This window comes from Bacillus sp. FSL K6-0255 (assembly GCF_045040725.1).
Taxonomy (GTDB): Bacteria; Bacillota; Bacilli; order Bacillales; family Bacillaceae; genus Bacillus; species Bacillus subtilis.
Map to the genome: position 1 here is coordinate 121,476 of NZ_CP150278.1, position 19,283 is coordinate 140,758.

Here is a 19,283-nt window from a genome sequence, read left to right on the forward strand (position 1 = left end):
CATATAATACGCATGATTTGAGGGGTGAATCAGTTGACAGGTCAACTAGTTCAGTATGGACGACACCGCCAGCGCAGAAGCTATGCTCGCATTAGCGAAGTGTTAGAATTACCAAATCTCATTGAAATTCAAACCTCTTCTTATCAGTGGTTTCTTGATGAGGGTCTTAGAGAGATGTTTCAAGACATATCACCAATTGAGGATTTCACTGGTAACCTCTCTCTTGAGTTCATTGATTATAGTTTAGGTGAGCCTAAATATCCTGTAGAGGAATCAAAAGAACGTGATGTGACTTACTCAGCTCCGCTAAGAGTGAAGGTTCGTTTAATTAACAAAGAAACTGGAGAGGTAAAAGACCAAGATGTCTTCATGGGTGATTTCCCTATTATGACAGATACAGGTACTTTTATCATTAACGGTGCGGAACGTGTTATCGTTTCCCAGCTTGTTCGGTCTCCAAGTGTATATTTCAGTGGTAAAGTAGACAAAAACGGTAAAAAAGGTTTTACCGCAACTGTCATTCCAAACCGTGGCGCATGGTTAGAATACGAAACTGATGCGAAAGATGTTGTTTATGTCCGCATTGATCGCACACGTAAGTTGCCGGTTACGGTTCTTTTGCGTGCTCTCGGCTTCGGCTCCGATCAAGAGATTCTTGATCTCATAGGAGAAAACGAATACCTGCGAAATACGCTTGATAAAGATAACACAGAAAACAGCGACAAAGCGTTGCTGGAAATTTACGAGCGTCTCCGTCCTGGAGAGCCGCCTACAGTAGAAAATGCGAAAAGCTTGCTTGATTCTCGTTTCTTTGATCCGAAACGATACGATCTTGCCAATGTAGGACGCTATAAAATTAATAAAAAACTTCATATTAAGAATCGCCTCTTCAATCAGAGACTTGCTGAAACGCTTGTTGATCCTGAAACAGGAGAAATCCTTGCTGAAAAAGGTCAGATTCTTGATAGAAGAACACTTGATAAAGTACTGCCATACTTAGAAAACGGAATCGGTTTCAGAAAGCTGTATCCGAATGGCGGCGTTGTTGAAGATGAAGTGACTCTTCAATCAATTAAAATCTTTGCTCCGACTGATCAAGAAGGAGAACAGGTTATTAATGTAATCGGCAATGCTTACATCGAAGAAGAGATTAAAAACATCACGCCTGCTGATATTATTTCTTCAATCAGCTACTTCTTCAACCTGCTGCACGGAGTAGGCGACACAGATGATATCGATCATCTTGGAAACCGCCGTTTACGTTCTGTAGGCGAGCTTCTCCAGAATCAATTCCGTATCGGTTTAAGCCGTATGGAGCGTGTGGTTCGTGAGAGAATGTCAATTCAAGATACGAATACAATTACGCCTCAGCAGCTGATCAATATTCGTCCTGTTATTGCGTCCATTAAAGAGTTCTTTGGAAGCTCACAGCTTTCTCAATTCATGGATCAGACGAACCCGCTTGCTGAATTAACGCACAAGCGTCGTCTGTCAGCATTAGGACCGGGCGGATTGACACGTGAGCGTGCCGGAATGGAAGTGCGTGACGTTCACTACTCCCACTATGGCCGTATGTGTCCGATTGAAACGCCTGAGGGCCCGAACATCGGTTTGATCAACTCACTATCATCTTATGCAAAAGTAAACCGTTTTGGCTTTATTGAAACGCCATATCGCCGCGTTGACCCTGAAACAGGGAAGGTAACGGGCAGAATCGATTACTTAACTGCTGATGAAGAGGATAACTATGTTGTCGCTCAAGCGAATGCTCGTCTTGATGACGAAGGCGCCTTTATTGATGACAGCATCGTAGCTCGTTTCCGCGGGGAGAACACCGTTGTTTCCAGAAATCGTGTAGACTACATGGATGTATCGCCTAAGCAGGTTGTATCTGCTGCGACAGCATGTATCCCGTTCTTAGAAAACGATGACTCCAACCGTGCCCTCATGGGAGCTAACATGCAGCGTCAGGCTGTGCCTTTGATGCAGCCGGAAGCGCCATTTGTTGGAACTGGTATGGAATACGTATCAGGAAAAGACTCTGGTGCCGCTGTTATTTGTAAACACCCTGGTATCGTTGAACGCGTAGAAGCGAAAAACGTTTGGGTTCGCCGTTATGAAGAAGTAGACGGTCAAAAAGTAAAAGGAAACCTGGATAAATACAGCCTGCTGAAATTTGTCCGCTCTAACCAAGGTACGTGCTACAACCAGCGTCCGATCGTAAGTGTCGGCGATGAAGTGGTAAAAGGAGAAATCCTTGCTGACGGTCCTTCTATGGAGCTTGGTGAACTTGCACTTGGCCGTAACGTAATGGTCGGCTTCATGACATGGGATGGCTACAACTATGAGGATGCCATCATCATGAGTGAACGCCTAGTGAAGGATGATGTTTATACATCTATCCACATTGAAGAATACGAATCAGAAGCACGTGATACGAAACTTGGACCTGAAGAAATCACTCGCGATATTCCAAACGTCGGTGAAGATGCACTTCGCAATCTTGATGACCGCGGAATCATCCGTATTGGGGCAGAAGTAAAAGACGGAGATCTTCTTGTTGGTAAAGTAACGCCTAAAGGCGTAACTGAACTGACTGCAGAAGAACGCCTTCTTCACGCCATCTTTGGCGAGAAAGCCCGCGAGGTTCGTGATACTTCTCTTCGTGTGCCTCACGGCGGCGGCGGAATTATCCATGACGTTAAAGTCTTCAACCGTGAAGACGGAGACGAACTTCCTCCAGGTGTTAACCAGTTAGTACGCGTATATATCGTTCAGAAACGTAAGATTTCTGAAGGGGATAAAATGGCCGGTCGTCACGGTAACAAAGGTGTTATCTCTAAGATTCTTCCTGAAGAGGATATGCCTTACCTTCCTGACGGCACACCAATTGATATCATGCTTAACCCGCTGGGCGTACCATCACGTATGAACATCGGGCAGGTATTGGAACTTCACATGGGTATGGCCGCTCGTTACCTTGGCATTCACATTGCATCTCCTGTATTTGACGGAGCGCGAGAAGAGGATGTCTGGGAAACACTTGAAGAAGCCGGCATGTCTCGTGACGCCAAAACAGTGCTTTACGACGGACGTACTGGAGAGCCGTTTGATAACCGTGTATCTGTCGGTATCATGTACATGATCAAACTAGCTCACATGGTTGACGATAAACTTCATGCACGCTCTACAGGCCCTTACTCACTTGTTACGCAGCAGCCTCTTGGCGGTAAAGCGCAATTTGGCGGACAGCGTTTTGGTGAGATGGAGGTTTGGGCACTTGAAGCTTACGGTGCGGCTTACACTCTTCAAGAAATTCTGACTGTTAAGTCTGATGACGTGGTTGGACGTGTGAAAACATACGAAGCCATCGTTAAAGGCGACAATGTTCCTGAACCAGGTGTTCCGGAATCATTCAAAGTATTAATCAAAGAACTTCAAAGCTTAGGTATGGATGTCAAAATCCTTTCTGGTGATGAAGAAGAAATAGAAATGAGAGATTTAGAAGACGAAGAAGATGCGAAACAAGCTGACGGCCTGGCATTATCAGGTGATGAAGAGCCGGAAGAAACAGCATCTGCAGACGTTGAACGCGATGTAGTAACAAAAGAATAATCTCTAGTTATAAAGGCAAGTGACATCGGTTAATCCGAAGATAAAAAGGGAGGTAGGCCCCTTGCTAGATGTGAACAATTTTGAGTATATGAACATCGGTCTTGCTTCACCAGATAAAATCCGTTCATGGTCTTTTGGTGAAGTGAAAAAGCCTGAAACGATAAACTATCGTACGTTAAAACCTGAAAAGGACGGTCTATTCTGCGAACGCATTTTCGGACCGACTAAGGACTGGGAATGTCATTGCGGGAAGTACAAGCGAGTTCGTTATAAAGGCGTAGTTTGTGACCGCTGCGGAGTCGAAGTAACACGGGCTAAAGTCCGTCGTGAGAGAATGGGGCACATTGAACTGGCTGCCCCAGTTTCCCACATTTGGTATTTCAAAGGTATTCCAAGCCGTATGGGTCTTGTGCTGGATATGTCACCTCGTGCTTTAGAAGAAGTCATTTACTTTGCTTCTTACGTTGTAACTGATCCGGCGAATACACCGCTTGAAAAGAAACAGCTTCTGTCTGAGAAAGAATACCGTGCTTATCTTGATAAATACGGTAATAAATTCCAAGCATCTATGGGTGCTGAAGCAATTCATAAACTTCTTCAAGATATCGATCTTGTCAAAGAAGTTGATATGTTAAAAGAAGAGCTGAAAACTTCACAAGGACAACGCCGTACTCGTGCGATCAAACGTCTTGAAGTTTTAGAAGCCTTCCGTAACTCAGGAAACAAGCCTTCTTGGATGATCCTTGATGTGCTTCCTGTTATTCCTCCGGAGCTTAGACCGATGGTTCAGCTAGATGGCGGACGTTTTGCGACTTCTGATTTGAATGACCTTTATCGTCGTGTCATCAACCGTAACAATCGTTTGAAACGCCTTTTGGACCTTGGTGCGCCTAGCATCATCGTTCAAAACGAAAAGCGTATGCTTCAAGAGGCTGTCGATGCCCTAATTGACAACGGCCGCCGCGGACGCCCTGTAACAGGTCCTGGTAACAGACCGTTAAAATCTCTTTCTCACATGCTGAAAGGGAAGCAAGGCCGTTTCCGTCAAAACCTTCTTGGTAAACGTGTCGATTACTCCGGACGTTCTGTAATCGTTGTTGGTCCTCATTTGAAAATGTACCAATGCGGATTACCGAAGGAAATGGCGCTTGAACTTTTCAAACCTTTCGTTATGAAAGAACTTGTTGAAAAAGGTCTTGCTCACAACATTAAGAGTGCGAAACGCAAAATTGAGCGCGTACAGCCTGAAGTTTGGGATGTACTAGAATCAGTTATTAAGGAGCACCCGGTACTGCTGAACCGTGCCCCTACACTTCACAGATTAGGTATCCAGGCGTTTGAACCAACGCTTGTTGAAGGACGCGCAATCCGTCTTCACCCGCTCGTATGTACAGCTTACAACGCTGACTTTGACGGTGACCAAATGGCGGTTCACGTACCATTATCTGCTGAAGCACAAGCTGAAGCACGCATCTTGATGCTTGCTGCTCAAAACATCTTGAACCCTAAAGATGGTAAACCGGTTGTAACACCGTCTCAGGATATGGTACTGGGTAACTATTACCTGACACTTGAGCGTGCCGGTGCTGTCGGTGAAGGTATGGTCTTCAAGAATACAGACGAAGCGCTTCTTGCTTATCAAAACGGATATGTTCACCTTCATACGAGAGTAGCTGTTGCAGCTAACTCACTTAAGAATGTGACATTTACCGAAGAACAGCGCTCAAAATTGTTAATTACAACTGTCGGTAAGCTTGTCTTCAATGAAATTCTTCCGGAATCATTCCCTTACATGAATGAACCAACGAAGAGCAACATTGAAGAGAAAACACCTGACCGTTTCTTCTTAGAAAAAGGTGCTGACGTTAAAGCTGTTATCGCACAGCAGCCAATCAATGCGCCGTTTAAAAAAGGCATTCTGGGTAAAATCATCGCGGAAATCTTTAAACGATTCCATATTACGGAAACGTCTAAAATGCTTGACCGCATGAAAAACCTAGGTTTCAAATATTCAACAAAAGCTGGTATTACAGTTGGGGTTTCTGACATCGTCGTACTCGATGATAAACAAGAAATTCTTGAAGAAGCGCAAAGCAAAGTTGACAACGTTATGAAGCAGTTCCGCCGCGGTCTTATCACTGAAGAAGAACGCTATGAGAGAGTCATCTCTATCTGGAGTGCTGCAAAAGACGTTATCCAAGGCAAACTGATGAAATCACTTGATGAACTCAACCCGATCTACATGATGAGTGACTCTGGTGCCCGTGGTAACGCGTCTAACTTTACGCAGCTTGCCGGAATGCGCGGCCTGATGGCCAACCCGGCTGGACGTATCATTGAGTTGCCGATCAAATCAAGTTTCCGTGAAGGTCTGACAGTATTGGAGTACTTTATCTCCACACACGGTGCGCGTAAAGGTCTTGCCGATACCGCTCTTAAAACTGCTGACTCAGGTTACCTTACACGCCGTCTAGTTGACGTTGCGCAGGATGTTATCATTCGTGAAACTGATTGCGGAACTGACCGAGGCATTCTTGCTAAGCCACTTAAAGAAGGAACTGAAACAATTGAGCGTTTAGAAGAACGCTTAATCGGACGTTTTGCAAGAAAACAAGTGAAGCACCCTGAAACAGGTGAAGTGCTTGTGAATGAAAACGAACTGATCGATGAAGATAAAGCACTGGAGATTGTCGAAGCCGGCATTGAAGAAGTGTGGATCCGTTCTGCCTTCACATGTAATACGCCTCATGGTGTATGTAAACGATGCTATGGCCGAAATCTTGCAACTGGCTCCGATGTTGAAGTCGGTGAAGCTGTCGGAATCATTGCTGCCCAATCAATCGGTGAGCCTGGTACACAGTTAACAATGCGTACATTCCATACAGGCGGGGTTGCCGGAGACGATATCACACAGGGTCTTCCGCGTATCCAAGAGCTTTTCGAAGCGCGTAATCCGAAAGGTCAGGCAACAATTACAGAAATCGACGGTACAGTCGTTGAGATCAATGAAGTTCGTGACAAGCAACAGGAAATTGTGGTTCAAGGCGCAGTGGAAACACGTTCTTATACGGCACCTTACAACTCCCGCTTGAAAGTAGCGGAAGGAGATAAAATTACTCGAGGCCAAGTACTGACAGAAGGTTCAATCGATCCGAAAGAACTTCTTAAAGTGACTGACCTGACGACTGTTCAAGAGTATCTTCTCCATGAGGTTCAAAAGGTTTACCGTATGCAGGGTGTTGAAATCGGTGATAAACACGTAGAAGTAATGGTTCGCCAGATGCTTCGCAAAGTACGCGTGATTGATGCCGGTGACACTGATGTGCTTCCAGGTACATTGCTTGATATTCACCAATTTACTGAAGCGAACAAAAAGGTATTGCTTGAAGGCAATCGACCTGCTACAGGCCGTCCTGTCTTACTCGGTATTACAAAAGCATCTCTTGAAACTGATTCATTCTTATCTGCTGCTTCCTTCCAGGAAACAACACGTGTCCTTACAGATGCAGCGATCAAAGGTAAGCGTGACGAGCTTCTCGGCTTGAAAGAGAATGTTATCATCGGTAAGCTTGTTCCAGCTGGTACAGGAATGATGAAATACCGTAAAGTAAAACCAGTATCAAATGTTCAGCCGACTGACGATATGGTCCCGGTTGAATAACTGATTTAACTCTGCTGAAAGACTGCAAAAACAGTCTTTCAGCAGATATATTTATGAAAAAGTCACTCTATGAGAAGAACGAATCTAAAAAATGTCATACCTTGTTGACATTCGTCTCCTAGAATGATAATATAACCAAGGTGCTCGAAATAAACCTGTTACTTTGGAGGATATGTTTATGTCTTATGATAAAGTATCACAGGCCAAATCAATTATTATTGGTACGAAGCAAACAGTGAAAGCTCTAAAGCGAGGTTCAGTAAAGGAAGTAGTCGTTGCAAAAGACGCAGATCCGATACTCACGTCAAGTGTTGTTTCACTTGCTGAAGATCAAGGTATCTCTGTCTCAATGGTTGAATCCATGAAAAAGCTCGGCAAAGCCTGCGGAATTGAGGTAGGAGCAGCCGCTGTTGCCATTATTTTATAACGTACTTTTGTTTTTGCGTAAGATTCCATCTTGTGTAAAGACATTGTTTTTTGCCTTTTGATGAACCACCTGGGTATGTGGGTTATAAAACGTAATGAAGGGAGGAAAAATTCATGCCTACAATTAATCAGCTAATTCGCAAAGGACGCGTGAGTAAAGTAGAAAACTCAAAGTCTCCTGCACTTAACAAAGGATACAACAGCTTTAAAAAAGAGCACACTAACGTATCTTCTCCACAAAAACGCGGGGTATGTACTCGTGTTGGTACAATGACACCGAAAAAACCGAACTCAGCACTTCGTAAATATGCTCGTGTTCGTTTGACTAACGGAATCGAGGTTACTGCTTACATTCCTGGTATCGGTCACAACCTGCAAGAGCACAGTGTTGTACTTATCCGCGGCGGACGTGTAAAAGACTTACCAGGGGTACGTTACCACATCGTTCGTGGTGCGCTTGATACTGCTGGAGTTGAAAACCGTGCACAAGGCCGTTCTAAATACGGTACGAAAAAACCTAAAGCAAAATAATATACGAAAATACGCATAATTGATGAAGGGAGGATATTCAGATGCCACGTAAAGGTCCTGTAGCAAAAAGAGATGTTTTACCTGATCCGATTTACAACTCTAAGCTTGTATCTCGTTTAATCAACAAAATGATGATCGATGGTAAAAAAGGTAAGTCTCAAACGATCCTATACAAGTCATTCGATATCATTAAAGAACGTACTGGCAATGATGCAATGGAGGTTTTCGAACAAGCATTGAAAAACATCATGCCTGTACTTGAAGTAAAAGCACGCCGTGTAGGTGGTGCGAACTACCAAGTTCCTGTAGAAGTTCGTCCTGAACGTCGTACGACTCTTGGACTTCGCTGGTTAGTTAACTACGCTCGTCTTCGTGGAGAAAAAACGATGGAAGAGCGTTTAGCTAACGAAATCCTTGACGCAGCTAACAACACTGGTGCTGCTGTTAAGAAACGTGAAGACACTCATAAGATGGCTGAAGCAAACAAAGCATTTGCTCACTATCGCTGGTAGGATTTATAGATTAACAAAACACAATTTCCTAATAAGGAAGGAGAAATTACCCAATGGCAAGAGAGTTCTCCTTAGAAAAAACTCGTAATATCGGTATCATGGCTCACATCGATGCCGGTAAAACGACTACTACAGAACGTATCTTGTTCTATACTGGTCGTATCCACAAAATTGGTGAAACTCATGAAGGAGCTTCACAAATGGACTGGATGGAGCAGGAACAAGAACGTGGTATCACAATCACTTCCGCTGCGACTACTGCACAGTGGAAAGGATACCGCGTAAACATCATCGATACTCCAGGACACGTAGACTTCACAGTTGAAGTTGAACGTTCTCTTCGTGTACTTGATGGTGCTGTTGCTGTACTTGACGCGCAATCAGGCGTTGAGCCTCAAACAGAAACTGTTTGGCGTCAGGCAACAACTTATGGAGTACCGCGTATCGTTTTTGTTAACAAAATGGACAAAATCGGTGCAGACTTCCTTTACTCTGTAGGAACTTTAAGAGACCGTCTTCAAGCAAACGCTCATGCAATTCAATTGCCGATCGGTGCTGAAGATAACTTCGAAGGTATCATTGACCTTGTAGAAAACGTTGCGTATTTCTACGAAGATGACCTCGGAACTCGTTCTGATGCAAAAGAAATCCCTGAAGAGTACAAAGAGCAAGCTGAAGAGCTTCGCAACAGCCTTATTGAAGCTGTATGTGAGCTTGATGAAGAGCTTATGGATAAGTACCTTGAGGGTGAAGAAATCACAATTGACGAGTTAAAAGCAGGAATTCGTAAAGGTACATTAAATGTTGAATTCTACCCTGTTCTTGTTGGTTCTGCCTTCAAAAACAAAGGTGTTCAACTAGTACTTGATGCTGTTCTTGACTACCTTCCTGCACCAACTGACGTTGCTGCAATCAAAGGTACACGTCCTGATACAAATGAAGAGATTGAGCGTCATTCTTCTGACGAAGAGCCATTCTCTGCATTAGCATTTAAAGTTATGACTGACCCTTACGTTGGTAAGTTGACGTTCTTCCGTGTGTACTCTGGAACACTTGATTCTGGTTCATACGTGAAAAACTCTACTAAAGGCAAACGTGAGCGTGTTGGACGTATTCTTCAAATGCACGCTAACAGCCGTGAAGAAATCTCTACTGTATACGCAGGGGATATCGCAGCTGCTGTAGGTCTAAAAGATACAACTACTGGAGATACTCTATGTGATGAGAAGGATCTTGTTATCCTTGAGTCAATGGAATTCCCAGAACCAGTTATCGACGTTGCTATTGAGCCTAAATCAAAAGCTGACCAAGATAAAATGGGTATCGCTTTAGCGAAACTTGCTGAAGAAGATCCTACATTCCGTACTCAAACAAACCCAGAAACTGGCCAAACGATCATCTCTGGTATGGGTGAACTTCACCTTGATATCATTGTTGACCGTATGAAACGCGAATTTAAAGTAGAAGCCAATGTTGGTGCTCCTCAAGTTGCGTACCGTGAAACATTCCGTACCGGTGCAAAAGTTGAAGGTAAATTCGTACGTCAGTCTGGTGGACGCGGTCAGTTCGGACACGTTTGGATCGAATTCGAACCAAACGAAGAAGGCGCTGGCTTTGAATTTGAAAATGCGATTGTCGGTGGGGTCGTTCCTCGTGAATACATCCCAGCTGTTCAAGCAGGTCTGGAAGATGCACTCGAAAATGGTGTACTAGCAGGCTTCCCGCTTATCGACATTAAAGCTAAACTTTTCGACGGTTCTTACCATGATGTTGACTCAAACGAAATGGCATTTAAAGTCGCTGCTTCTATGGCATTGAAAAATGCAGTCAGCAAATGTAACCCAGTTCTTCTTGAACCAATCATGAAAGTGGAAGTGGTTATTCCAGAAGAATATATGGGAGATATCATGGGTGATATCACTTCACGTCGCGGACGCGTAGAAGGTATGGAAGCACGCGGTAACGCTCAAGTTGTTCGTGCTATGGTTCCTCTTGCTGAAATGTTCGGTTACGCTACTGCACTTCGTTCTAATACGCAAGGTCGCGGTACGTTCACTATGCACATGGATCACTACGAAGAAGTGCCGAAGAGCGTCGCAGAAGAAATTATCAAAAAAAATAAAGGCGAATAATTGATTTTGCCGCTTAACTCAAGTATAACTACTATTGTAAGATGAGGAAGTGAAAGCTTTCTTTCACTTCCTATCACTCTATACATTACTAATTAAAAGCTCTTAAGGAGGATTTTAGAATGGCTAAAGAAAAATTCGACCGTTCCAAATCACATGCCAATATTGGTACAATTGGACACGTTGACCATGGTAAAACAACTTTAACTGCTGCTATCACAACAGTACTTCATAAGAAATCTGGTAAAGGTACAGCTATGGCGTACGATCAAATTGATGGTGCTCCAGAAGAACGCGAGCGCGGTATCACAATCTCTACTGCACACGTTGAGTACGAAACTGAAACTCGTCACTATGCACACGTTGACTGCCCAGGACACGCTGACTATGTTAAAAACATGATCACTGGTGCTGCGCAAATGGACGGAGCTATCCTTGTAGTATCTGCTGCTGATGGCCCAATGCCACAAACTCGTGAGCACATCCTTCTTTCTAAAAACGTTGGTGTACCATACATCGTTGTATTCTTAAACAAATGCGACATGGTAGACGACGAAGAGCTTCTTGAACTAGTTGAAATGGAAGTTCGCGATCTTCTTAGCGAATACGACTTCCCTGGTGATGATGTACCAGTTGTTAAAGGTTCTGCTCTTAAAGCTCTTGAAGGAGACGCTGAGTGGGAAGCTAAAATCTTCGAACTTATGGATGCGGTTGATGAGTACATCCCAACTCCAGAACGCGACACTGAAAAACCATTCATGATGCCAGTTGAGGACGTATTCTCAATCACTGGTCGTGGTACAGTTGCTACTGGCCGTGTAGAACGCGGACAAGTTAAAGTCGGTGACGAAGTTGAAATCATCGGTCTTCAAGAAGAGAACAAGAAAACAACTGTTACAGGTGTTGAAATGTTCCGTAAGCTTCTTGATTACGCTGAAGCTGGTGACAACATTGGTGCCCTTCTTCGCGGTGTATCTCGTGAAGAAATCCAACGTGGTCAAGTACTTGCTAAACCAGGTACAATCACTCCACACAGCAAATTCAAAGCTGAAGTTTACGTTCTTTCTAAAGAAGAGGGTGGACGTCATACTCCATTCTTCTCTAACTACCGTCCTCAGTTCTACTTCCGTACAACTGACGTAACTGGTATCATCCATCTTCCAGAAGGCGTAGAAATGGTTATGCCTGGAGATAACACTGAAATGAACGTTGAACTTATTTCTACAATCGCTATCGAAGAAGGAACTCGTTTCTCTATTCGTGAAGGCGGACGTACTGTTGGTTCAGGCGTTGTTTCTACAATCACTGAGTAATAGTATGATTTTAAACGAGACCCCTGCGGGTCTCGTTTTTTGTTTGCTTATCTTTTTCTTGTATAATAGGATCTATCATATTCGAGGGGTTAATATTTATGATTCCTGAAAAGAAATCAATCGCAATCATGAAAGAACTAAGCATTGGAAATACAAAGCAAATGCTGATGATTAATGGAGTTGACGTGAAAAATCCATTGCTGCTTTTTTTACATGGAGGGCCGGGAACGCCGCAAATCGGATATGTTAGACATTATCAAAAAGAGCTGGAACAGTATTTTACAGTAGTTCATTGGGATCAGAGAGGATCGGGGCTTTCTTATTCTAAGCGAATTTCGCATCACTCTATGACAATAAATCACTTCATTAAAGATACAATCCAAGTCACTCAATGGCTTTTAGCTCATTTTTCAAAATCAAAACTTTACCTAGCCGGTCATTCTTGGGGGTCAATACTGGCGCTTTATGTTTTGCAGCAGTGTCCTGATTTATTTTACGCGTATTATGGAATCAGCCAGGTTGTTAACCCTCACGATGAAGAATCAACTGCTTATCAACATATTCGTGAAATTTCTGAATCAAAAAAAGCCAGCTTATTATCTTTCCTCACACGTTTCATTGGTGCTCCGCCTTGGAAGCAGGATATCCAGCACCTTATCTATCGGATTTGTGTCGAGCTAAGCAGGGGAGGCTTCACTCGCCGTCATCGTCAATCTCTAGCTGTATTATTTCAAATGCTTACTGGCAATGAGTATGGAGTGCGGAACATGCACAGTTTCCTTAATGGATTGCGCTTCAGTAAAAAACATTTAACTGATGAGTTGTACCGGTTTAATGGTTTTACATCAGTTCCTTCTATTAAAGTACCGTGTGTTTTCATTTCAGGGAAACATGACTTAATTGTTCCTGCTGAAATATCGAAACAGTATTATCAAGAACTTGAGGCACCCGAAAAGCGCTGGTTTCAATTTGAGAACTCAGCTCACACCCCGCATATTGAGGAGCCGTCATTATTCGCGAACACATTAAGTCGACATGCACGACACCATTTATGATAGATCCTTGATAAATAAGAAAAACCCCTGTATAATAAAAAAAGTGTGCAAACCATGCATATTTTAAATAAGTCTTGCAACATGCGCCTATTTTCTGTATAATGGTGTATGTTGGTCTTTGACTGCGATGAAGTGAGAGGTTGCTGACACACCCGGCCGCTTTGCCATGGCAAGGTGTTCAGGTTTTTCTCACGGAGAACTGTCTAACGTGATGTAGGCGAAAAGGAGGGAAAATAATGGCAAAACAAAAAATTCGTATTCGTTTGAAAGCATATGATCATAGAATCCTTGATCAATCTGCAGAGAAGATTGTTGAAACGGCAAAACGTTCTGGTGCCAGCGTATCTGGTCCGATTCCGTTGCCAACTGAAAAATCAGTTTACACAATCCTTCGTGCGGTGCACAAATACAAAGATTCTCGTGAGCAATTTGAAATGCGTACACATAAACGTTTAATCGACATTGTGAACCCAACACCACAAACTGTTGATGCTCTTATGCGATTAGACTTACCATCTGGTGTCGATATCGAAATTAAACTTTAATTCTAAAATATAGAATGATCTTAATAGGAGGTGTGACGAATGACCAAAGGAATCTTAGGAAGAAAAATTGGTATGACGCAAGTATTCGCTGAGAATGGTGATCTTATTCCGGTAACTGTTATCGAGGCTGCTCCAAACGTTGTTCTTCAAAAGAAAACAGCTGAAAACGACGGTTACGAAGCAATCCAGCTTGGTTTTGACGACAAGCGTGAAAAGCTTTCTAACAAACCTGAAAAAGGGCACGTTGCAAAAGCGGAAACTGCTCCTAAGCGCTTCGTTAAAGAATTACGCGGAGTGGAAATGGATGCGTATGAAGTTGGTCAGGAAGTCAAGGTTGAAATTTTCTCTGCTGGAGAAATCGTAGATGTAACAGGAGTATCTAAAGGTAAAGGTTTCCAAGGTGCGATCAAGCGCCACGGACAATCTCGCGGACCTATGTCTCACGGTTCACGCTACCACCGTCGTCCTGGTTCAATGGGACCTGTAGATCCTAACCGTGTATTCAAAGGTAAATTATTACCTGGACGTATGGGCGGAGAGCAAATCACTGTTCAAAACCTTGAAATCGTAAAAGTTGATGCAGAACGCAATCTTCTTTTGATCAAAGGTAACGTACCTGGTGCGAAGAAATCTTTAATCACTGTTAAAAGTGCTGTTAAATCTAAATAATTCTCTTAGGAAAGGAGGAAATTGATTATGCCAAAAGTAGCATTATACAACCAAAACGGTTCTACTGCTGGTGACATCGAATTAAACGCTTCTGTATTTGGTATCGAACCAAATGAGAGTGTTGTATTCGACGCTATTCTTATGCAAAGAGCTTCCTTACGTCAAGGAACTCACAAAGTAAAAAATCGTTCTGAAGTACGCGGCGGAGGTCGTAAACCATGGCGTCAAAAAGGTACTGGACGTGCCCGTCAAGGTTCAATCCGTTCACCGCAATGGCGCGGAGGTGGTGTCGTATTCGGCCCAACACCACGCAGCTATTCTTATAAATTACCTAAAAAAGTTCGCCGCTTGGCAATCAAATCAGTATTGTCTTCTAAAGTGATCGACAACAACATCATCGTTCTTGAAGATCTTACTCTTGATACGGCTAAAACAAAAGAAATGGCAGCTATCCTTAAAGGATTATCTGTTGAGAAAAAAGCTTTAATCGTAACTGCGGATGCAAACGAAGCAGTAACTTTATCTGCTCGTAACATTCCTGGAGTTACTGTTGTTGAAGCTAATGGAATCAACGTTTTAGACGTTGTCAACCACGAGAAGCTTCTGATTACAAAAGCAGCGGTTGAAAAAGTAGAGGAGGTGCTTGCATAATGAAAGATCCTCGTGATGTTCTAAAGCGCCCCGTCATTACTGAACGTTCTGCTGATTTAATGACTGAAAAGAAATATACTTTTGAAGTTGATGTAAGAGCTAACAAAACAGAAGTGAAAGACGCGGTTGAAAGCATCTTTGGAGTGAAAGTTGACAAAGTCAACATCATGAACTACAAAGGTAAATCAAAACGTGTTGGACGCTACACTGGTATGACTAGCCGTCGCAGAAAAGCGATCGTAAAACTTACTGCAGACAGCAAAGAAATCGAAATTTTTGAAGCTTAATTATCTGTAAAAAGAAGGAGGGAAATTCAAAATGGCGATTAAAAAGTATAAACCGACCTCTAATGGACGTCGTGGCATGACAACTTCAGATTTTGCTGAAATCACGACTGACAAGCCGGAAAAATCCTTGCTTGCTCCCCTTCACAAAAAAGGCGGACGTAACAACCAAGGTAAATTGACTGTACGTCACCAAGGTGGCGGACATAAACGCCAATACCGTGTTATCGACTTCAAACGCGATAAAGATGGTATACCTGGACGCGTTGCTACAGTTGAATACGATCCAAACCGTTCAGCTAACATCGCTCTAATCAACTATGCAGACGGAGAAAAACGTTACATTCTTGCTCCTAAAGGAATTCAAGTAGGTACTGAAATCATGTCAGGTCCTGAAGCTGACATTAAAGTAGGTAATGCACTTCCACTTATCAACATCCCTGTTGGTACAGTTGTGCATAACATTGAATTAAAACCTGGTAAAGGCGGACAGCTTGTACGTTCAGCTGGTACATCTGCTCAGGTTCTTGGTAAAGAAGGTAAATACGTTCTTGTACGTCTTAACTCTGGTGAAGTTCGCATGATCCTTTCTGCTTGCCGTGCTTCTATCGGTCAAGTAGGTAACGAACAGCACGAACTTATCAACATTGGTAAAGCTGGACGTTCTCGCTGGAAAGGCATCCGTCCTACAGTTCGTGGTTCTGTAATGAACCCTAACGATCACCCACACGGTGGTGGTGAAGGACGTGCGCCAATCGGACGTAAATCACCAATGTCTCCATGGGGCAAACCTACTCTTGGATTCAAGACTCGTAAGAAAAAGAACAAATCCGATAAATTTATCGTACGTCGTCGTAAAAATAAATAACGGGGTTGTCTACGGTTCTTTTCGGACCGTAGTGCAATCACGAAGGGAGGTTCCAAAATGGCTCGCAGCTTAAAAAAAGGACCATTTGTCGATGGACACTTGATGACTAAAATCGAGAAATTAAATGAAACAGACAAGAAACAAGTCGTAAAAACTTGGTCTCGTCGTTCTACTATTTTCCCACAGTTTATTGGTCACACAATCGCAGTCTATGACGGACGTAAACACGTGCCTGTATTCATCTCTGAAGATATGGTAGGGCACAAGTTGGGTGAATTCGCTCCAACTCGTACGTACAAAGGTCATGCTAGTGATGACAAAAAAACAAGACGCTAAGAGAGGAGGCTTTTAAATGCAAGCTAAAGCTGTTGCAAGAACAGTCCGTATTGCTCCTCGTAAAGCACGTCTAGTAATGGACCTGATTCGAGGCAAGCAAGTAGGTGAGGCAGTATCAATCTTGAACCTTACACCAAGAGCTGCTTCTCCAATTATCGAGAAAGTATTAAAATCCGCTATTGCAAATGCTGAGCATAACTATGAAATGGACGCTAACAACCTGGTTATTTCTCAAGCATTCGTTGACGAAGGCCCTACGTTAAAAAGATTCCGCCCACGTGCTATGGGACGTGCGAGCCAAATCAACAAACGTACGAGCCACATTACAATCGTTGTATCAGAAAAGAAGGAGGGATAAGTAGTGGGTCAAAAGGTAAATCCAGTCGGTCTTCGTATCGGAGTCATTCGTGATTGGGAATCTAAGTGGTACGCTGGTAAAGATTACGCTGACTTCCTGCACGAAGATTTAAAAATTCGTGAATACATTAGCAAACGCCTTTCTGACGCTTCTGTTTCTAAAGTAGAAATCGAGCGTGCAGCAAACCGCGTTAACATTACGATCCACACAGCTAAGCCTGGTATGGTTATCGGTAAAGGCGGTTCTGAAGTCGAAGCACTTCGCAAAGCCCTTAACAGCCTTACTGGCAAGCGTGTACACATTAACATTCTTGAAATCAAAAGAGCAGATCTTGATGCACAGCTAGTTGCTGACAACATCGCTCGTCAATTAGAAAACCGTGTTTCTTTCCGCCGTGCGCAGAAACAACAAATCCAACGTACTATGCGTGCTGGAGCACAAGGTGTGAAAACAATGGTTTCTGGTCGTCTTGGCGGTGCAGATATCGCTCGTTCTGAATACTACAGTGAAGGAACTGTTCCATTGCACACATTACGTGCGGACATTGACTATGCAACATCTGAAGCTGATACTACTTACGGTAAGCTTGGTGTAAAAGTCTGGATCTATCGTGGAGAGGTTCTTCCTACTAAGAAGAAAAATGAGGAAGGAGGAAAATAATATGTTATTACCAAAACGCGTTAAATATCGCAGAGAGCATCGCGGAAAAATGCGTGGCCGTGCGAAAGGCGGTACTGAAGTACATTTCGGAGAATTCGGTATCCAAGCTCTAGAAGCTTCTTGGATTACTAACCGTCAAATCGAAGCTGCACGTATTGCGATGACTCGTTACATGAAACGTGGCGGTAAAGTTTGGATCAAAATTTTCCCTTCTAAACCTTACACTGCTAAACCACTTGAGGTACGTATGGGATCCGGTAAAGGGGCTCCAGAAGGTTGGGTAGCTGTTGTAAAACCGGGCAAAGTTTTATTTGAAATTTCTGGTGTGTCTGAAGAGGTTGCTCGTGAAGCGCTTCGCCTTGCATCTCACAAATTGCCAATTAAAACGAAGTTCGTAAAACGTGAAGAAATTGGTGGTGAATCAAATGAAAGCTAATGAAATTCGTGACCTTACCACTGCTGAAATTGAACAAAAAGTAAAGTCTCTTAAAGAAGAACTTTTCAATCTTCGCTTTCAATTAGCGACAGGACAACTTGAAAATACTGCTCGCATTCGTGAAGTGCGCAAAGCTATCGCGCGCATGAAAACTGTGATTCGTGAAAGAGAAATTGCTGCTAATAAATAATCACTGAGGGGAGGTCGTGAGCATGAGCGAACGTAACCAACGCAAAGTTTACCAAGGCCGTGTTGTTTCTGACAAAATGGATAAAACCATTACTGTTGTTGTTGAGACATACAAAAAACATACACTTTACGGTAAACGCGTAAAATACTCAAAAAAATTCAAAGCACATGATGAAAATAATCAAGCTAAAATCGGTGACATCGTTAAGATCATGGAAACTCGTCCATTGTCTGCAACTAAGCGTTTCCGTCTAGTTGAAGTTGTCGAAGAAGCTGTTATTATCTAATAAAGTTCGGAATTCTTTTTCCGAAGGGAGGTAACAAATAATGATTCAACAAGAGACTCGTTTAAAAGTAGCTGACAACTCTGGCGCACGTGAAGTACTTACTATTAAAGTTCTTGGTGGTTCTGGACGTAAAACAGCTAACATTGGTGATGTAATTGTTTGCACGGTTAAACAAGCAACACCAGGAGGCGTTGTCAAAAAAGGTGAAGTCGTAAAAGCTGTTATCGTTCGCACTAAAAGCGGAGCGCGCAGAAGTGACGGTTCATACATCAGCTTCGATGAGAATGCATGTGTTATCATCCGTGACGACAAGAGCCCACGCGGAACTCGTATCTTCGGACCAGTTGCTCGTGAATTGCGTGAAAACAACTTTATGAAAATTGTTTCTCTAGCTCCAGAAGTTATCTAATGAAATAAATGCCTTACTCAAGGAGGTGCGATCAGGATGCATGTAAAAAAAGGCGATAAAGTTATGGTTATCTCTGGTAAAGATAAAGGCAAACAAGGAACAATCCTTGCTGCTTTCCCTAAAAAGGACCGCGTTTTAGTTGAAGGTGTTAACATGGTAAAGAAACACTCTAAACCAACTCAAGCTAACCCTCAAGGCGGTATTTCTAATCAAGAGGCGCCAATTCATGTATCAAACGTTATGCCGCTCGATCCTAAAACAGGTGAAGTGACTCGCGTAGGATACAAAGTGGAAGATGGCAAAAAAGTTCGTGTAGCAAAAAAATCTGGGCAAGTTCTAGATAAATAGT

The 19,283-nt window shown here is 43.1% G+C and carries 21 protein-coding genes; all 21 read left to right on the plus strand.

Translation table 11 applies throughout. The features are described 5' to 3' along the window. Positions 1 to 33 precede the first annotated feature (33 nt). Positions 34 to 3,615: a DNA-directed RNA polymerase subunit beta gene (gene rpoB, locus MHB62_RS00680; protein ID WP_009966326.1), complete on the plus strand. Its 3,582-nt coding sequence runs from the start codon at positions 34 to 36 to the stop codon at positions 3,613 to 3,615. A 61-nt stretch (positions 3,616 to 3,676) separates the two neighbouring features. After that, positions 3,677 to 7,276 (plus strand): DNA-directed RNA polymerase subunit beta', encoded by a 3,600-nt coding sequence (gene rpoC / locus MHB62_RS00685; protein WP_004399688.1) that lies wholly within the window; start codon positions 3,677 to 3,679, stop codon positions 7,274 to 7,276. 178 nt (positions 7,277 to 7,454) lie between these two features. Further along, positions 7,455 to 7,703, plus strand: coding sequence for a 50S ribosomal protein L7ae-like protein (locus tag MHB62_RS00690; RefSeq protein WP_003225778.1), 249 nt, complete (start codon positions 7,455 to 7,457; stop codon positions 7,701 to 7,703). Between the two features lie 113 nt (positions 7,704 to 7,816). Next, positions 7,817 to 8,233 carry a 30S ribosomal protein S12 gene (gene rpsL, locus MHB62_RS00695; RefSeq protein WP_003225781.1) on the plus strand — a complete coding sequence of 139 codons (417 nt, stop codon included), beginning with the start codon at positions 7,817 to 7,819 and terminating at the stop codon, positions 8,231 to 8,233. Between the two features lie 41 nt (positions 8,234 to 8,274). Then, positions 8,275 to 8,745 carry a 30S ribosomal protein S7 gene (gene rpsG / locus MHB62_RS00700; protein WP_003225784.1) on the plus strand — a complete coding sequence of 157 codons (471 nt, stop codon included), beginning with the start codon at positions 8,275 to 8,277 and terminating at the stop codon, positions 8,743 to 8,745. A gap of 53 nt (positions 8,746 to 8,798) precedes the next feature. Next, positions 8,799 to 10,877, plus strand: a complete 2,079-nt coding sequence (gene fusA, locus MHB62_RS00705; protein ID WP_003235056.1) for an elongation factor G — start codon at positions 8,799 to 8,801, stop codon at positions 10,875 to 10,877. A gap of 119 nt (positions 10,878 to 10,996) precedes the next feature. Next, entirely contained in the window at positions 10,997 to 12,187 is a 1,191-nt protein-coding gene (gene tuf / locus MHB62_RS00710) for an elongation factor Tu (RefSeq protein WP_003235058.1), read from the plus strand. 98 nt (positions 12,188 to 12,285) lie between these two features. Further along, complete coding sequence (locus tag MHB62_RS00715) at positions 12,286 to 13,242, plus strand: alpha/beta fold hydrolase (protein WP_032723018.1); 957 nt, start codon at positions 12,286 to 12,288, stop codon at positions 13,240 to 13,242. A 236-nt stretch (positions 13,243 to 13,478) separates the two neighbouring features. After that, positions 13,479 to 13,787, plus strand: coding sequence for a 30S ribosomal protein S10 (gene rpsJ, locus MHB62_RS00720; protein WP_003156464.1), 309 nt, complete (start codon positions 13,479 to 13,481; stop codon positions 13,785 to 13,787). 39 nt (positions 13,788 to 13,826) lie between these two features. After that, positions 13,827 to 14,456, plus strand: coding sequence for a 50S ribosomal protein L3 (rplC, locus tag MHB62_RS00725; RefSeq protein WP_004399671.1), 630 nt, complete (start codon positions 13,827 to 13,829; stop codon positions 14,454 to 14,456). 27 nt (positions 14,457 to 14,483) lie between these two features. After that, entirely contained in the window at positions 14,484 to 15,107 is a 624-nt protein-coding gene (gene rplD, locus MHB62_RS00730; RefSeq protein ID WP_032723019.1) for a 50S ribosomal protein L4, read from the plus strand. Beyond that, positions 15,107 to 15,394: a 50S ribosomal protein L23 gene (gene rplW, locus MHB62_RS00735; protein ID WP_003156467.1), complete on the plus strand. Its 288-nt coding sequence runs from the start codon at positions 15,107 to 15,109 to the stop codon at positions 15,392 to 15,394. Before rplD ends, rplW begins: the two co-directional genes overlap by 1 nt. A 31-nt stretch (positions 15,395 to 15,425) precedes the next feature. Further along, a complete protein-coding gene (gene rplB, locus MHB62_RS00740; RefSeq protein ID WP_003225795.1) occupies positions 15,426 to 16,259 on the plus strand; it encodes a 50S ribosomal protein L2 in 834 nt (277 codons plus the stop codon). A gap of 57 nt (positions 16,260 to 16,316) precedes the next feature. Further along, positions 16,317 to 16,595 (plus strand): 30S ribosomal protein S19, encoded by a 279-nt coding sequence (gene rpsS / locus MHB62_RS00745; protein ID WP_003156472.1) that lies wholly within the window; start codon positions 16,317 to 16,319, stop codon positions 16,593 to 16,595. Between the two features lie 16 nt (positions 16,596 to 16,611). After that, positions 16,612 to 16,953 (plus strand): 50S ribosomal protein L22, encoded by a 342-nt coding sequence (rplV, locus tag MHB62_RS00750; RefSeq protein ID WP_003156475.1) that lies wholly within the window; start codon positions 16,612 to 16,614, stop codon positions 16,951 to 16,953. Between the two features lie 3 nt (positions 16,954 to 16,956). After that, positions 16,957 to 17,613 (plus strand): 30S ribosomal protein S3, encoded by a 657-nt coding sequence (gene rpsC / locus MHB62_RS00755; RefSeq protein ID WP_003235068.1) that lies wholly within the window; start codon positions 16,957 to 16,959, stop codon positions 17,611 to 17,613. Between the two features lies 1 nt (position 17,614). Continuing rightward, a complete protein-coding gene (rplP, locus tag MHB62_RS00760) occupies positions 17,615 to 18,049 on the plus strand; it encodes a 50S ribosomal protein L16 (protein WP_003225801.1) in 435 nt (144 codons plus the stop codon). Further along, complete coding sequence (gene rpmC / locus MHB62_RS00765) at positions 18,039 to 18,239, plus strand: 50S ribosomal protein L29 (protein WP_003156482.1); 201 nt, start codon at positions 18,039 to 18,041, stop codon at positions 18,237 to 18,239. The genes rplP and rpmC overlap by 11 nt, the downstream gene beginning before the upstream one ends. 22 nt (positions 18,240 to 18,261) lie before the next feature. After that, positions 18,262 to 18,525 carry a 30S ribosomal protein S17 gene (rpsQ, locus tag MHB62_RS00770; protein ID WP_003225804.1) on the plus strand — a complete coding sequence of 88 codons (264 nt, stop codon included), beginning with the start codon at positions 18,262 to 18,264 and terminating at the stop codon, positions 18,523 to 18,525. A gap of 40 nt (positions 18,526 to 18,565) precedes the next feature. Then, on the plus strand, positions 18,566 to 18,934 hold the full coding sequence (gene rplN, locus MHB62_RS00775) for a 50S ribosomal protein L14 (RefSeq protein WP_003225805.1): 369 nt from the start codon (positions 18,566 to 18,568) through the stop codon (positions 18,932 to 18,934). Positions 18,935 to 18,970: 36 nt separating this feature from the next. Next, entirely contained in the window at positions 18,971 to 19,282 is a 312-nt protein-coding gene (rplX, locus tag MHB62_RS00780) for a 50S ribosomal protein L24 (protein ID WP_003156486.1), read from the plus strand. Position 19,283 lies beyond the last annotated feature (1 nt).